This window comes from Williamsia sp. MIQD14, from assembly GCF_051025635.1.
Taxonomy (GTDB): Bacteria; Actinomycetota; Actinomycetes; order Mycobacteriales; family Mycobacteriaceae; genus Williamsia_A.
The window spans coordinates 413,387-428,945 of sequence record NZ_JBPFDG010000002.1 but is presented as its reverse complement, the minus strand read 5'-3'; the positions used below and the strand labels follow the sequence as shown (position 1 = coordinate 428,945).

Below are 15,559 nucleotides of genomic sequence, written 5' to 3'. Positions count from 1 at the left end.
GGTGCCTTTCAGAAGTGATACACGTCGACGACGTGGTGGATGTAGTCGTTCTTGAGCACCACCGTCTTGCGGCGGATCAGCGGCGACTCACCCGAGAAGTCGATGGTGTAGAAGGACGTGCCGTAGTACGGATCGATCGTCTTGTACCGGAAATACATGGTGTGCCAGTTGAATCGGACGTCGACCATGTCACCGCGGCGCTCGATGACCTCGACGTTGGAGATGTTGTGGCTGGTGCGCGGCTCCGGGATCGACGTAGCGCTCGACCGCTCGGTGCGGATGCGGAACACCCGGTCCTCGAGGCCGCCCTTGTTGGGGTAGTAGATCAACGAGATGTCGGTCTGCGGGTCCTCGGTGAGCAGGTCGTCGTCACCCCAGCTCGGCATCCAGTACTCGACGTCGTCGGCGTAGCAGGTGAGCCACTTCTCGAACTCGCGGTCGTCGAGATACCGCGCCTCGCGGTAGAGGAACTGTTCGATCGCGGTCTGGGTGATCACCGTGCGGGGCTCGGTGGTGGTCATGTCACTTCTCCTGGTTGTCGACGGCAGCCATGAGCGTCGAGCGCCAGTAGCCGTGCTGCACGGTGAACAGGCCCTCGTCCTCGTTCTTCACGCCGGCCGAGATCACGTTCGGCATGTCGAGCGCCTCGGCGACGGGATCGGGTCCGGTGAGCCAGTGCTCGGCCCCACGGCTCATGTCGTTCCACGGCGCGTTGGTCGCCCGGAACGTCAGCTGGCACGAGCGGAACTCCTCGAGATCGTCGGGTGTCGCCATGCCCGAGGCGTTGAAGAAGTCCTCGTACTGCCGGATTCGATGCGAGCGTGCCTGCGCGCTCTCGCCTTTGGGTGCGATGCAGTAGATCGTCACCTCGGTCTCGTCGGGCGCGATCGGCCGGAAGTGGCGGATCTGGGTGCTGAACTGGTCCATGAGGTAGACGTTCGGGTACAAGCAGAGGTTGCGCGAACCCTTCACCATGAACTCGCCCTTGGCGTCGCCGAACTTCTCCTTGAGGGCGTCCATCTGGTCCCAGAGCGGGCGGTCCTGGGGGTTCGCGGCCCAGGTCCACAGGCACAGATGGCCATTCGGGTAGGACCAGTAGCCGCCGCCGGACTTGCCCCAACCCCCGGCGTCGAGCGCCTTGGTGGTGTTCTTCGACTCGCCGTTGTTGCGCCGCGAGGTGGTCGCGGCGTAGTTCCAGTGGGTCGCGGTGACGTGGTACCCGTCGGCGCCGTTCTCCGCCTGCACCTTCCAGTTGCCGTCGAAGGTGTACGACGACGCACCGCGGAGCACCTCGAGTCCGTCGGGAGACTGGTCGACGAGCATGTCGATGACCTTGGTGGTGTCCCCGAGATGCTCGGCGAGGGAGGTGACGTCGTCGTTCAAGCTGCCGAAGAGGAAGCCACGGTAGCTCTCGAACCTCGGCACCTTGGTCAGGTTGTGCGACCCGTTGACGTTGAACGTGTCCGGGTACCCGGCGTCGTCGGGATCCTTCACCTTCAGCAGGGTGCCGTCGTTGCGGAACGTCCACCCGTGGAACGGACACGTGAGGGTGGTGCGGTTGTCGGTCTTGCGACGACAGATCATCGCCCCGCGATGCGCGCAGGCATTGATGAGGCAGTGCAGCTCACCCTCCTTGTCGCGGGTGATGACGACCGGCTGCCGGCCCATGTAGACGGTGAAGTAGTCACCGGTGTTCGCGACCTGGCTCTCGTGGGCGAGGTAGATCCAGTTGCCCTCGAAGATGTGCTTCATCTCCAGCTCGAAGACCTCGTCGTCGGTGAAGATGCGCCGGTTGGCCCGGTAGACGCCGGCCTCGGCGTCGTCGATGACGGCGTTGCGCAGTGTCGCGTGGACGTGGTCGGCGATGTCGGTCATCGGTGCCTCCGGTCGGTGTGCGGGTCGACGAGATGTCTCCTCCGATGCTCACACCACGTGAACCAGATCACACCAGGTGTTCACCCAGGTCTGGCTAGGACAGTCATTGATCGATTCCATCGATCAATACGCCGCATTTAGGTCTTTGTGCCCGAACAATGACCGTCCTAGTGTGAAGGGCATCACCCTGACACCCCGCTCGCGAGGAGGCGACGATGGATCTGCGCCATCTGCGCTACTTCGTGACGGTCGCCGACACCTGCCACTTCGGCCGGGCCGCGCAGCAGTTGCACATCGCGCAGCCTGCCCTGTCGCAGTCGATCCGTCAGCTCGAGGACGAGCTCGGCGTGACGCTGTTCTCCCGGACGACCCGCTCGGTCGCGCTCACCCCGGCGGGTGAGTTCTTCCGTGGCGAGGCCCTTCGGCTGCTCGACGGGCTCGCCCACGGGGTCCGCGGGGTCCGGCAGGTCGCCGACGGGCGGACCGGCCTCCTGCGGATCGGCTTCACCGGCACCGCGGCGTTCGACCAGCTGCCCGCCATTGCGCGTACCGCGGGCGCCCGGCTGCCCGGACTCGCACTCGAGATCCACGGCGACCTCCTCACCCCCGCGCAGGTCGACGGTCTGCGGTCAGGCGACCTGGACATGGCGGTCCTGCGCCCACCCGTCGCCGGCGACGACATCGAGACACGCACCATCGAGACCGAACGCCTCCTGCTGGCGCTGCCCGCCGACCACCGTCTCGCCGGCGAGCCCGCCCTCACCGTCGCCGACCTGGCCCACGACGACTTCGTCGTCTACGCCGACGGTCAGTCGGCGGTGAACGACGCGGTCGTGCGCAGTTGTCGCCGCGCGGGTTTCGCCCCGCGGCGGGCCCACGTGGCCCCCGGCACGTCGGTGTTGCTCGCGCTGGTCGCCGCGGGACTCGGCGTCGCGATCGTGCCCGAGTCGGTGCGACGCCTCTCCCTCGAGGGGGTCGTGGTCCGCGACCTCGACGGTGCCGAGACCGTCGACCTCGCCGTCGCGTGGTCGCGTGAACGCCGGTCGGCCCAGGTCGAGGCCATGGTCGAGGTCCTGCGCGACGCCGGTCTCATCCCCGGCGGTCCCGACGATCCCGCGCAGCGGGAACCGTTGTCCCCGAACGATCTCGGCGGCACCCCCGACATCGTGAGCCCGGACTTCGTGAGTGCAGACACCCTGGAGGACGTCCGATGAAGATCACGCACGTCGACGCCATCCCGTACCGCATCGCCTATCGCAAGCCGCTGCGGTTCGCCAGCGGCGAGGTCCACGCCGCCGAGCACGTGCTCGTCCGCGTGCACACCGACGACGGGATCGTCGGGGTCGCCGATGCACCGCCGCGGCCGTTCACCTACGGCGAGACCCAGCGCGGCGTCGTCGCGGTGATCGAGGACCTGTTCGCCGACCAGGTCGTCGGCGCCTCGCTGCTCGAGCGGGAGTCCATCCGTGCCCGCCTCGACCGGACCGTCGGGAACCCGGTGGCGAAGTCGGCGATCGACATGGCCATGTGGGATGCGCTGGGGCGCAGCCTGAACCTGTCCGTCGGCGACATGCTCGGCGGTTACACCGACCGCATGCGGGTGAGCCACATGCTCGGTTTCGACAGTCCCGCCGCGATGGTCGACGAGGCCACCCGCATGCGCGACGACTACGGCATCACGGTCTTCAAGGTGAAGGTCGGCCGGCGGCCGGTCTCGCTGGACACCGCCGTGGTGCGCGCGCTGCGCGAGGGTCTCGGCGACGACGTCGAGCTCTACGTCGACGGCAACCGCGGCTGGACCGCGGCCGAGTCGGCGCGCGCGATGGCCGAGATGGCCGACCTCGGGTTGACCCTCGCCGAAGAGCTCTGTCCCGCAGACGATGTGGTCTCGCGTCGATGGCTGGTCTCGCGCCTCGACATCCCCTTCGTCGCCGACGAGTCGGTGACGACACCAGCCGAGGTGACCCGCGAGATCCTCGGTGGCTCGGCGACCGCGGTGTCGATCAAGACCGCGCGAACCGGGTTCACCGGATCGATGCGCGCCCATCACCTGTGCGAGGGACTCGGGGTGGACGTGGTGATGGGCAACCAGATCGACGGCCAGCTCGGGACGGCCTGCACCGTGGCCTTCGGCGCGGCGTTCGCCCTGACCTCGCGCCGAGCGGGGGAGTTGTCGAACTTCCTGGACATGTCCGACGACCTGATCACCGAACCGCTCACCATCCGGGACGGCGAACTCGCGGTCCGACCCGGCCCCGGACTCGGCGTCGAGATCGACCCCGACAAGCTCGCCGCCTACCGCATCGACCGCTGAGTCGACCCGCACACCTCTCACAGCCCTGAGAAGAAGGAGAACACCATGACCGTCGACCAGAGCGTCGCCACCGCAGCGGCGTCCGGCGCCAACGCCACCCAGCGCTTCGCGAGCGACAAGCGCCTCGCCGCCGACACCCCGCCCGAGCGCGTCAGCATGCTCGCACGCGAGGTGCTGTCGGCGGTACACACGACCATCCGCGACCACCAGGTCACCTACGACGAGTACAACGCCCTCAAATCGTGGCTGATCCAGGTCGGCCAGGACGGTGAGTGGCCCCTCTTCCTCGACGTCTGGGTCGAGCATGTCGTCGAGGAGGTCGCCAGCGACACCCGCGATGGCAGCAAGGGCACGATCGAGGGTCCCTACTACGTGCCCGACGCCCCCGAACTGGGCTCGGAGGCATGGCTTCCCACCCGCGACGGCGAGCAGGGCACCCCGCTGCTGTTCGAGGGTCAGGTCCGCTCGGTCGACGGAACCCCGATCTCCGGTGCGACGCTGGAGATCTGGCACGCCGACGCCGACGGCTTCTACTCGCAGTTCGCGCCGGGCATCCCGGAGTGGAACCTGCGTGGCACGGTCACCGCCGACACCGACGGCCGCTTCCACATCCACACGATGAAGCCCGCGCCCTACCAGATCCCCACCGACGGCGCCTGCGGCAAGCTCATCTCGGCCGCCGACTGGCACCCGTGGCGTCCCGCGCACCTGCATCTCAAGGTCGCAGGCCAGGGACACCAGCAGATCACCACGCAGCTGTACTTCCCGGGCGATCCGCACAACGACGACGACGTGGCGAGCGCCGTGAAGCCCGAACTGGTCCTCGATCCGCGCGACATCGACGGTGGCCAGCAAGTCACGTATGACTTCGTCCTCGACAGCGACGCGGCGGTCTGACGGGATGCTCTTCGCCGTCGGTATGGATGTCGCGCTGCCCCCGGACATGGATCCGGGGGTACGCGCGGACACCATCGCCCGGGAGAAGGCCTACTCACAGGAGCTGCAGCGCGGAGGTGAGTGGGTCAGCATCTGGCGCTGCGTCGGCCGGTACTCGAACCTGAGCATCTTCGACGTCGCCGACAACGAGCGACTGCACGAGATCCTGTGGAACCTACCGCTCTTCCCGTTCATGACCGTCGACGTCACCCCGCTGGCGACCCACCCCTCGGACATCGCGGCCGGCTGAACCCCGCCGCGTCGTCCACGACCACCCGCTGATCCGCACACGAGTTGGAGGACCCCGACATGACCACATTCGTTCTCGTCCACGGCGCCTGCCACGGAGGATGGACCTGGCGACCCGTCGCCGAGATCCTGCGCGAGCAGGGTCACGCCGTCCACACGCCCACCCTGCCCGGGCTGGGAACCGAGGACGAGCGGGCCGATGTCCGGCTCGAACACTCGGTCGCCGCACTGGTCGACTACGTCGAGCAGCGTGATCTGCGCGACATCGTGCTGGTCGGGCACAGCTGGGGAGGCTTCGCGGTCTCCGGTGCGGCGCAACGGATGCCCGATCGCATCGAGCGGCTCGTCTACTGGAGTGCCTTCGTCCCCCGCACCGGCGAGTCGCTGATCGACCTGTGTCCGCCCGCGTACGGGGACATGTTCCGCGGGTCCGCGCAGGCGTCGCGGGACAACTCGGTGATGTTCCCGTTCGAGGTGTTCGCCGCGGCCTTCATGCAGGATGCCTCCGAGGACGTGCTGCGGGTGGTCCATCCGTTGCTCGAGCGCCAGCCGTTCCACACCATGGACGACTCACTGGACCTCGACGACTGGGCACGGCTCGAGCTGCCGTCGGTGTATCTGAAGTCCGACGACGACCTGGCGCTGCCGCCCGGCGAGTTCGGTTGGGACCGTTTCGTGGGACGACTCCCCGAGGGGACCCCTCTGCTGCACACCCCGGGCAGCCACGAGGCGCAGTTGACCACACCCGAGACGCTCGCCGCGTCCCTCGTCGAGGCTGCGACGGTGGGCATCCCGGTCGCGAGCCGTCGTGGATGATCTCCGGGTCGGCATCGTCGGGGCCGGTATCGGCGGTCTGACACTGGCGTTGGCGCTGCGCCACCACGGGATCTCCTGCGACATCTACGAGAAGACCGCTGAGCTCGGCGAGGTGGGCGCGGCAGTCGCGCTGTCCGCCAACGCCACCCGGTTCCTCGAGGGTCCCTTCGGCCTGAAGGATCAGCTCGATGCCGTGTGGGCCGACATCCCGCAACTCGTCTACCGCGACGTGCGCTCCGGGTCGGTCATCGGCAGGCACTACGGCGGAGACACCTACCGACGGCGCTACGGCGCGACCTACGCCGGTATCCACCGCAAGGACCTGCAGTCGATCCTGTCGGGCGCCGTCGGCGACGAGTGCATCCACCTCGGCAAGGCCGTCGTCGGGTGCGACATCGGCAGCGTAGACGACGGCCGGGACGCGGTCCTGACGTTCGCCGACGGCACCTCGGCGACCGCGGACCTCATCGTGGCGGCCGACGGCGCGCGGTCGATCCTGCGCCGGATGATGCTCGGCTACGACGACGCGCTGTACTCGGGGTGCTCGGCGTTCCGCGGTGTCGTCGACACCGATCGCATCCCCTCCCTGCCGGATCCGGACGCGATCCAGTTCTGGATGGGCCCGGGCGGCCACATGCTGCACTACCCGAGCGGTTCCGGGAAGCAGAACTTCTTCCTCGTCCACCGTGGGCCGGCGCCGTGGCCGTCGGAGGCGTGGACCGTCGAGTCGACCGCCGCCGACCGCGACGCCCTCGTCGAGGACTGGCATCCCGCGCTGCGGGAGATGGTCGACGCCGCACCGGTGGGACAGCGCTGGGCGCTGATGCACCGGCCGCCCCTGGCGCGCTGGAACTACGGCCGGGGCTCGCTCCTCGGCGACTCCGCCCACGCACTGGTGCCGCATCACGGGCAGGGCGCGAACCAGTCGATGGAGGACGCCGTCGTGCTGGCCGACTGCCTCGCCGACGCACCGGACGTGACGACCGCGCAGGAGCGGTACTTCGCGCTCCGCCATGATCGGACCCGCAAGGTGCAGTTCGCGTCGATCACCACCGCCGACGTACTGCACCTGCCCGACGGCTCACCGCTGCGGGTCGCGCGCGACGCCCGGCTGGCCGACGCGTCGATGCCCGACCGCCATCTCGACTGGATCCACGGCTTCGTCGCGAGCGACACGGCACCCCTCCGACAGGACGCCGCTGCGTCGTCAGCGTGAGGCGCCGACCGCGCGGCTCCCCGGCCACCAGTTGCGTGCGCCGAACAGGGTCATCATCGCGGGGACGAGCATCATCCGGACCAGGATCGCGTCGAAGATCACCGCGACCGCGAGTGCGAAACCGAATTGTTTGAGTTCGAGCACGTTCGCGCTGAGGAACGCGCCGAACACGACGACCATGATCGCCGCGGCGGCGGTGATGGGTCGTGCGGTGTGTTCGATGCCGTCGACCACGGCGGCGTCGTTGTCACCGTCGCGGCGGAACACCTCGCGCATGCGGCCGATGAGGAACACCTCGTAGTCCATCGACAGACCGAACACGACCGCGAACACCGTGACCGGCAGGTAGACCTGGATGTATCCGGCCGAGGTGAACCCCAGCACCGACTGCAGCCAGCCCCACTGGAACACCGCGACCGTGAGCCCCAGCGCGGCGCCCGTGACGAGGACGTTCATCACCACGGCCTTCACCGGGATCACGATGCTGCGGAACACCAGTGCGAGGTAGAGCAGCGAGAACCCGAGGATGAGAGCGATGACCCAGGGCATCTTCGACGAGATCTCGTCGGAGGCGTCGACGACGAGTGCGGTGGTCCCCCCGACGTAGGCGCGCGGACCGCCGTCGGCGGTCACCGTGGCGGCCTTGTCGCGGATGCTCTGCACGAGGTCGATGGCGTCGGTCGAGTCGATCGCGACGGCGGGTATCACCACCATCAGCGACCGGCCGTCGTTGCTCTGGGAGTAGGTGTACGACACCCGTGGATCGGTGCGCAGGCCGTACTCGAACTCGACGGCACGTTCGGCCTGGCTCTCGGAGAGCTGCCCGCCGTCCGATCCGCCCGTGAACACCGTCGTGATGGGCGAGATGGTGCCCGCGGCGAACTTCTCCGACAGCACGGAGTTGGCCGGGCCGCTCGGCTGGTCGCGCAGCGCCGCGGTCCCGATGTCGACGCCGTACCGGATCGAACCGATCGGGATCATGCAGATCACCAGCACCAGCACCCCGGAGACGGCGTAGCGCCACGGATTGCGCATCACGTGTCGCGCCCACCGGGCCCACCAGCTGCCGCCGGCCGAGGCGTCGTCGGTGGGGCGGGCATCGGCCGGCCGGTAGCGGGCGGGCAGCCCGAGGCGGTCGACGGCGGGGCCCAGGACCGCCAGGGCCGCGGGCAGCATCGTCCACGCCACCGCGAGGACGCACACGATGGTGACGGCGACGACGAGTGAGATGGTGCGCACCGCAGGCACGTTCACGATGGTCAGCGAGGCCAACGCGATCATCACCACCAGGCCCGAGACCGCGATGGTGTGTCCGGCCGTCGCCATCGCGACACCCACCGAACGTCGGATGCCGTCGGTGTCGGTGCGCGAGGTGACGCCGCGGCGCGCGAGTTCCTCCCGGAAGCGGCTGACGATGAACAGGGAGTAGTCGATGCCCAGCCCGAGCCCGATCATCGACGCGACCGTGGTGACGAGGATGTCGAAGGTCATGACGTCGGCCAGAAGCGCGATCACGCCGAAGGCGATGAGCAGTCCGAAACCGGTGGAGATCAACGGGATCAGGCCGGCCACCAGACCACCGAGGGCCAGCACCAACACCAGCAGCGCCAACGGGATGCCGACGCTCTCGGCGCGCGTCGCGTCGGCGGACTCGACGCGCGTCAGGTCCACGGTCATGGGGGAGTAGCCGGTCATCGCGACGGTCACACCGTCGCGGGAGGCGTCGGCGAGACGGTCCTGCAACCGTTCGGCGACCCCGATGCGCTGGCTGGGGTCGCCGCGGACCCCGACCAGGGCGACCGCCGCGGACTTGTCCTGCGAGATCTGCGGCGCGAAACCCTGTGTCTGATAGGGGTCGACGACGCTGACGACGTCCGGGGAGGTGCGCAGGTCGTCGACGACGGCGGTGACCCGTGCCCGGAAGGCGGGGGCGGCGGTGGTGGCCGTGGTCGACGAGAAGGTCACGGCGAGCTGCTCGGTGCCGTAGTCGGCGAAGTGTCTCGCGAGCAGGTCATCCGAACGGCTCGAGTCGGTGCCCGACACCGAGAAGTCCACACCCACCAGCTTCGACTGCAGCGCCGGGTACAGCGCCGCCGAACCGAGGGCGAGCAGCAGGCCGACGACGATGACCCGGTAGCGGTGGCGTGCGATGAACTCGCCCCATCGCCTGCCGATCGGGGCCCGACCGCCGGACAGCTCGCGCGCCTGCCGTTCCTCGGGCTGCTGTGCGGTGTCAACCATGTCGCCTTGTCATCTCCTGCCGTGCCCGCGCCGCGTCACCGGCTCACGCCGGGTCGAGATCCCGACTGTAGATCCGGTATGTCCGATACGGGCCCATCTCGACGCGTGAGAGCACCGAGCCCTTCATCCACTCGCTGTCGTCGAGCACGGGTGCACCCTCCATCCGCGTGTAGCCGCGTTCGGCGATGCGGCGCCACATCTCGACGATGACCTGTGAGGCGACCGAGCGGTCCGGGCATGTCTTGTCGACGAGCATCATGTCGACACGGACACCGTCCATCAGGCGGGTGCGCTTGGGGCCCTTCACGTACCAGAGGGTCGCGACGTCACGGACCCAGCGGAACCGGAACCTCGCTGCGCGCTCCATCGCCTGGTTCGCGTCGGGGATGCCCATGAAGAACGCGACCGGCTTGCCCTGGTACTCGGCCAGCAACGTCAGGTGCGGGTCGAGGATCGGCAGCATCATCTTCTGCAGATCCCGCATCTCGGGTCGGGACAGGGGCGAGAAGCCCCAGAAGTCGGTGAACGTGGTGTTGTACAGCTCGCGGATGATCTCGGTGTCGCGTGCCAGCGTCCGGTATCGCATGCGTCGGAACGTGATCTCCGATCGCGCGCTCACCCGCTCGTAGAGCTGCTTGTGACGGGCGAACTTGTCGCTGCAGAACATCTGGTACGGCTCGTCGAAGCGGTAGCTGTAGAAATCCTTCATGCCGACGAGTCCCCACTTCTCGAACTGTTCGGCGTAGTACGGCGGGTTGTGCGGCATGCCGATCAACGGCAGCCGCGGCTGTGCGTCGACGACGATGCCTGCGCTGTAGAACATCGACGGGCTGAACGGTCCGGCCATCGTGGCCAGACCTCGCACCGACACCCACGCCGAGGCGGCGTCGAGCAGGTCGGTGGCGACGACGTGGTCGTCGACGGCCTCGTAGAAGCCGAAGAAGCCGAACGATTCCCCCGTGTACGAGGTGAACGCGAGGTCGTGGATCGCGACGACACGGCCCACCGGTCGGTCGCCGTCGCGGGCCACGAACGCCTGGAAACGCCGTTCCTGGGCCAGTTCCGGGTTCGGTCGGCGCAGGATCGCGAGGTCGATCGGTTCGTCGGGCAGGGCGTGGGGGTCGTCGCGGTACACGGTGCGGTACACGGCGGAGAAATCGTCCCAGTCACGCGCGGACTGGACCGGGCGGACGGTGATCACGAGTGCACCTCCTGCGGTGTCCGTGCCGAGGCACGGGGCGCGGCGGGCGGCATCTGCGCCACCGACACCGGTGACAACGCGACGGTGGTCTTGCCTGCGAACACGTATTGCCCAGGGCTGACGGTGATCTCGGAGACCAGCGAGTCGGGGAGGAACACGTCGCACTGTGATCCGAAGCGGATCATCCCGTACTGCTCACCGCGGTCGAGGGTGTCGCCGACCTCGACGTGGGCGACGATCCGGTCGACCCACAGGTCGGCGATCTGGGTGACCGTCGCGACGGCACCACCGGGGTGCTCGACGCCGATGGTGAGCCGCTCGTTGGCCAGCAGGTAGTCGCACCCCTCGTCGTACGGGGAGTGGCGGGCGATGAGGTTGGCCCCGACGCGCGCCATCGACCGGTTGAAGGGGTCTGCGCCGCGGTGCCGCCGGAACACCACCGTCCCCGCGATCGGCGAACGGTTGCGGTGCACCGAGTACTCCGACATGTAGATGCCGACGAGATATCCACTCGCGTCGGGCGATCCGGGCTCGGCGTGCACCACGTCGGTGAACTCCGAGAGCGGGATGGTGCGCCCCTTCTTCACCGCGAAGGGCACCCGGCCGGCCTCGACACGTTTGACGTACGTGACGAACCCGTCGGCCGAGGCCACCACCGCGCGAGGATCGGCCGGCGGGATGCGTTGCGGGTCACGGAAGAAGAACCGTAGACGCCAGTAGACGACCGCGGCCACGAACGTCCCCACCGACGCCACGGCACCGACGATCCACCACCGCAGGGCCGACGTCACTGCGATCGGCCCTCGTCCATCGAGGCTGCCCATGACACATACCTTTCGAGCAGAGGTGACCCGACACGGCGGGGCAGCAGGCCGATCCCGGCGCACGCGAGGTAGAACCCCACCGAGTACGTGGCGTTGACGAGCTCCCCGGCGAGCGGGGTGTCGGAGAGACGCACCGCGGTCGGCTCGACCCGTCGTGTGCGACCACCGTCGCCGGTCATGCCGAGGTGGCCATGTCCTTGAGCTTGACCGTGCTGAAGTACAGCTCGAACAGGCGCCGGTGATCGCACCACGACGCATCGTGGTCGGCGGGCAGGATCGCCTCGGGCTTGTGCACCTTGCGCATCAGGATGTCGATGTTGTCGCCGAGCATCGTCTGGGCGAACTTCGTGCCGACGAGATCGGCGACCTTGCCGAAGAACTCGTCCCATGTGACCAGGTCCAGTCCCAGCAGATCGGCGTAGAGGCTGTGGTCGTAGTCCTCGGGGTTGCTCGGCAGCAGACGGGTCATCGGCTGCTCGGAGATGGCGTTGCGCGCCATCACCTCGCAGATCACGTCGACGGGCACGTAGTTCATGCCGGGTCCGTCCCAGATGGCACCCACGGCGATGGCCACCTCGACGATGCGCCAGAAGCTGTATGCCCGACCGGGATCGAGTCCGCGCTGGGTGCTGCCGAGGATGTAGGGCGCCTCGCACAGCGTCACCGAGTAGGTGTCGGACTGCGACAGCCACCCGAGCAGTGCTGCGTTGACCCACTTCATCTGGGCGTAGCCGGAGTACCACCACGAGTCGGCGCGACGGAAGTCCTCGGGTCGCTGGTAGAGATGCGCGCCGATGCTGCCGACGTAGGTCACGTGCTTGCGGGTGTGGGTGATCGAGAACTCGAGGGTGCGCAGCAGGCTGATGAACCAGTCCTGACGCAGGTCGAGGTAGCTCGAGATGTAGTCGGTGGAGCTCGCGCAGTTGTAGACCAGGCCGACGTCGTCGGCGAGTTCGAGGTAGCGCTCCTTGCTCAGCCCGAAACGACGTTCGGTGACGTTGCCCTCGACGAACACCACCTTCGCGGTGTTGGCCGAGATCTCGTACTGGTCGAGTGTGGCCTGCAGGCGCTGTTCGACCGTCTGTTCCTCGGTCGGTCGGATCATCGCGTAGACGCGCGTGATCGACGGGTCGCGGGTGAGGGTGCCGATGAGGTGGGCGCCGAGAAACCCGTTGGCGCCGAGGATGAGTGCGGTGTCGCGGCGCGGGGCCGGCAGCGTGGCGACCCGCTTACGGGTCTCCTCGTCGATGGTCGGCCGCAACGCGGTGGGGTCGCCGGTGCTCAGTGCGACGACGTCGGCGTATTTGCCGTTGAACCGCAGTCCCCGGCACTCCGAGGTGATCAACGCATCGGCGTGTGGCCAGATCGGCCGCAGCGACTCTCCTTGAACTCCCACCCCTGTTGTCATCGTCCCCGACCCTTCTCTCACGACGTTGTACGAACGAGTGCCGACGCTAAATGCATCGGTCGGGTGTTCGGGTCGAACCGTGCGAGGTTTGTGAGGTTCCACAGGCGTGCACATGACGCCTGTTGAGAACGTCTCATTCGATGAGGGCGCGAAACAGTTGCAGGTTTCCAGCATTCGACCCACCGCGTTCGGACGTGTCTCAGCGAGGTCTCAGCCCTGCACGTCACACTGGTGGCATGCGCATCCTGGTGGTCGACGACGACCGCGCGGTCCGGGAGTCCCTCCGTCGATCGCTCTCGTTCAACGGCTACACCGTCGAGACCGCCGGAGACGGGGTCGAGGCGCTCGAGCAGATCGCGTCGACCCGTCCCGACGCCGTCGTCCTCGACGTGATGATGCCCCGCCTCGACGGTCTCGAGGTGTGCCGACGACTTCGCAGCACCGGTGACGATCTGCCGATCCTCGTCCTGACCGCGCGTGACAGCGTCTCCGAGCGGGTGTCGGGCCTCGACGCCGGCGCCGACGACTACCTGCCCAAGCCGTTCGCGCTCGAGGAACTGCTGGCCCGGCTCCGCGCACTCATGCGTCGCGCCGGGGGCGAGGTCGACGCCGACTCCGAGGCCATGACCTTCTCCGACCTGACCATGGACCCGGTGACCCGCGACGTGAGCCGCGGTGAGCGGTCGATCAGCCTCACCCGGACCGAGTTCGCGCTGCTCGAGATGTTGATGGCCAACCCGCGTCGCGTGCTCACCCGCAGCCGCATCCTCGAGGAGGTGTGGGGCTACGACTTCCCGACGTCGGGCAACGCGCTCGAGGTCTACGTCGGGTATCTGCGCCGCAAGACCGAGGCCGACGGGGAGCCGCGCCTGATCCACACCGTGCGCGGCATCGGCTACGTGCTGCGCGAGACGCCGCCGTGATCCGGACGCCTCGGTGACCTCGGGCCACGGGCGGATGCGCGACGCCACCGCACTCACCCGCTCGATCTCGTTGCGGCTGCGGGTCACCCTGCTCGCGGCGACCGTCGTCGGCATCGCGGTCGCGGTGATGGCGGTGAGCGCGTACGCCGTGGTGTACCGCGCGATGTACGCCGACGTCGACGCGCAGCTGCTCAACCGGGCCGACGGCATCACCCAGCTCGCCCGATACGGGGTGCTCGACGACTCGCCCGAGAGCCTCGTCGCCGGAACGCTGTTCTCCACCGACATGTCCGTCGCGCTGGTGCTGCCCAACGGTCGTGCCTTCCAGATCGGTGACGTGCCCTACGGCCCCACCGAGAAGGCGGTGGTCGCCGGTGACAGCGGCACCGCCTCGACCCTGCGGACGGTCGACAACCAGCGCGTGATGGCGCGCAAACTGGTCGACGGCAACACCCTGATCATGTCGCAGAGTCTCGGCCCCACCGACAAGGTGCTGGGCCGCCTCGCGTGGGTGCTCGCGATCGTCGGCGGCTGCGGTGTCATCCTCGCCGCCGTCGCAGGCACCACCGTCGCCCGCGCCGGTCTGCGCCCGGTCGCGCGCCTGACCCAGGCCGCCGAACGTGTCGCCCGCACCGACGACCTCAACCCCATCACCGTGACCGGCAGCGACGAACTGGCCCGTCTCACACAGAGTTTCAACCTGATGCTGCGTGCGCTCGCCGAATCGCGGGACCGACAATCGAGGCTGGTCGCCGACGCCGGGCACGAACTGCGCACCCCGCTCACGTCGTTGCGCACCAACCTGGAGCTGCTGATCGCGAGCAGCGCCCCCGGCGCCCGCGCCCTGCCCGAGGCGGACATGGCCGACCTGCGTTCCGACGTGATGGCGCAGATCGAGGAGATGTCCACCCTCGTCGGCGATCTCGTCGACCTCGCCCGCGACGACGCTCCGCAGGTGGTGCACGAGGAGGTCGACCTCTCCGAGGTCCTCGAGCGTTCGCTCGAACGGGTCCGGCGGCGCCGCAACGATGTCGACTTCGCGGTGTCGATCACCCCGTGGTTCGTGTTCGGGGAGTCCAACGGGCTGTCGCGCGCGGTGCTCAACGTGCTCGACAACGCCGCCAAGTGGAGCCCCCGCGACCGCCCCGTCGTCGTGACGCTGCGACCGATCGGCCCCGACCGGGTGGAACTGGCCGTCGGCGACGCCGGGCCGGGCATCCCACCGGAGGATCGTGAGCTCGTGTTCGACCGCTTCTACCGCTCGACTGCCGCGCGGTCCATGCCCGGTTCCGGGCTCGGGCTGGCGATCGTGCGCCAGGTGGTCAGCAAACACGGCGGCACCGTCGTCGCCGGCGAATCCGACATGGGCGGGGCCCTGATCCGGATGGAACTCCCGGGTCGTCCGACCCCTCTCGAGTCCGCGCCGCTCGAACAGTCGCGCTGACACGCCGGGCGTTTCGCCGGAGTTCTCCAAGGAAACTGGGGGCTGGGGTCTCAGTCCCCTCTCAGGACGGTCGCGCACCGTTAGGGTCGAGCAGTCAGATACGCGCACAGCC

At 68.4% G+C, this 15,559-nt stretch carries 15 protein-coding genes; 8 read left to right on the top strand and 7 right to left on the bottom strand.

The features are described from left to right. Positions 1-8 precede the first annotated feature (8 nt). A complete protein-coding gene (benB, locus tag ACQ7HM_RS09570) occupies positions 9-521 on the bottom strand; it encodes a benzoate 1,2-dioxygenase small subunit (protein ID WP_434216025.1) in 513 nt (170 codons plus the stop codon). Position 522: 1 nt separating this feature from the next. Continuing rightward, positions 523-1,875 carry a benzoate 1,2-dioxygenase large subunit gene (gene benA, locus ACQ7HM_RS09565; protein WP_434216024.1) on the bottom strand — a complete coding sequence of 451 codons (1,353 nt, stop codon included), beginning with the start codon at positions 1,873-1,875 and terminating at the stop codon, positions 523-525. Between the two features lie 215 nt (positions 1,876-2,090). Between benA and ACQ7HM_RS09560 the strand changes: the two genes are divergently transcribed. The 6 genes from ACQ7HM_RS09560 to ACQ7HM_RS09535 are packed head-to-tail and all read left to right on the top strand — an operon-like array spanning position 2,091 to position 7,406. Beyond that, positions 2,091-3,089 carry a LysR substrate-binding domain-containing protein gene (locus ACQ7HM_RS09560; protein ID WP_434216023.1) on the top strand — a complete coding sequence of 333 codons (999 nt, stop codon included), beginning with the start codon at positions 2,091-2,093 and terminating at the stop codon, positions 3,087-3,089. After that, complete coding sequence (locus tag ACQ7HM_RS09555; protein WP_434216022.1) at positions 3,086-4,189, top strand: mandelate racemase/muconate lactonizing enzyme family protein; 1,104 nt, start codon at positions 3,086-3,088, stop codon at positions 4,187-4,189. The genes ACQ7HM_RS09560 and ACQ7HM_RS09555 overlap by 4 nt, the downstream gene beginning before the upstream one ends. Positions 4,190-4,234: 45 nt before the next feature. Next, positions 4,235-5,086 carry a catechol 1,2-dioxygenase gene (catA, locus tag ACQ7HM_RS09550; RefSeq protein WP_434216021.1) on the top strand — a complete coding sequence of 284 codons (852 nt, stop codon included), beginning with the start codon at positions 4,235-4,237 and terminating at the stop codon, positions 5,084-5,086. Positions 5,087-5,090: 4 nt separating this feature from the next. Beyond that, positions 5,091-5,375 carry a muconolactone Delta-isomerase gene (locus tag ACQ7HM_RS09545; protein WP_434216020.1) on the top strand — a complete coding sequence of 95 codons (285 nt, stop codon included), beginning with the start codon at positions 5,091-5,093 and terminating at the stop codon, positions 5,373-5,375. 59 nt (positions 5,376-5,434) lie between these two features. After that, on the top strand, positions 5,435-6,190 hold the full coding sequence (locus ACQ7HM_RS09540; protein WP_434216019.1) for an alpha/beta fold hydrolase: 756 nt from the start codon (positions 5,435-5,437) through the stop codon (positions 6,188-6,190). Continuing rightward, positions 6,183-7,406, top strand: a complete 1,224-nt coding sequence (locus ACQ7HM_RS09535) for an FAD-dependent monooxygenase (RefSeq protein WP_434216018.1) — start codon at positions 6,183-6,185, stop codon at positions 7,404-7,406. The genes ACQ7HM_RS09540 and ACQ7HM_RS09535 overlap by 8 nt, the downstream gene beginning before the upstream one ends. Here ACQ7HM_RS09535 and ACQ7HM_RS09530 read toward each other — a convergent pair. The 5 genes from ACQ7HM_RS09530 to ACQ7HM_RS09510 are packed head-to-tail and all read right to left on the bottom strand — an operon-like array spanning position 7,398 to position 13,080. Further along, positions 7,398-9,647 carry an MMPL family transporter gene (locus ACQ7HM_RS09530; RefSeq protein ID WP_434216017.1) on the bottom strand — a complete coding sequence of 750 codons (2,250 nt, stop codon included), beginning with the start codon at positions 9,645-9,647 and terminating at the stop codon, positions 7,398-7,400. The two genes, ACQ7HM_RS09535 and ACQ7HM_RS09530, sit on opposite strands and share 9 nt — an antisense overlap. Before the next feature lie 43 nt (positions 9,648-9,690). Beyond that, complete coding sequence (locus ACQ7HM_RS09525) at positions 9,691-10,848, bottom strand: hypothetical protein (RefSeq protein ID WP_434216016.1); 1,158 nt, start codon at positions 10,846-10,848, stop codon at positions 9,691-9,693. Next, the gene (locus ACQ7HM_RS09520) at positions 10,845-11,672 is read right to left on the bottom strand and encodes a phosphatidylserine decarboxylase (RefSeq protein WP_434216015.1); all 828 of its coding nucleotides are present in this window, start codon (positions 11,670-11,672) and stop codon (positions 10,845-10,847) included. The genes ACQ7HM_RS09525 and ACQ7HM_RS09520 overlap by 4 nt, the downstream gene beginning before the upstream one ends. Beyond that, on the bottom strand, positions 11,636-11,851 hold the full coding sequence (locus ACQ7HM_RS09515; RefSeq protein ID WP_434216014.1) for a serine/threonine protein phosphatase: 216 nt from the start codon (positions 11,849-11,851) through the stop codon (positions 11,636-11,638). The genes ACQ7HM_RS09520 and ACQ7HM_RS09515 overlap by 37 nt, the downstream gene beginning before the upstream one ends. Continuing rightward, entirely contained in the window at positions 11,848-13,080 is a 1,233-nt protein-coding gene (locus ACQ7HM_RS09510; protein WP_434216013.1) for an SDR family oxidoreductase, read from the bottom strand. The genes ACQ7HM_RS09515 and ACQ7HM_RS09510 overlap by 4 nt, the downstream gene beginning before the upstream one ends. A gap of 236 nt (positions 13,081-13,316) precedes the next feature. Here ACQ7HM_RS09510 and ACQ7HM_RS09505 point away from each other — a divergent pair, with 236 nt between their 5' ends. Then, the gene (locus ACQ7HM_RS09505) at positions 13,317-14,003 is read left to right on the top strand and encodes a response regulator transcription factor (RefSeq protein ID WP_045823995.1); all 687 of its coding nucleotides are present in this window, start codon (positions 13,317-13,319) and stop codon (positions 14,001-14,003) included. 34 nt (positions 14,004-14,037) lie between these two features. Continuing rightward, the gene (locus ACQ7HM_RS09500; RefSeq protein ID WP_434216399.1) at positions 14,038-15,447 is read left to right on the top strand and encodes an ATP-binding protein; all 1,410 of its coding nucleotides are present in this window, start codon (positions 14,038-14,040) and stop codon (positions 15,445-15,447) included. Positions 15,448-15,559 lie beyond the last annotated feature (112 nt).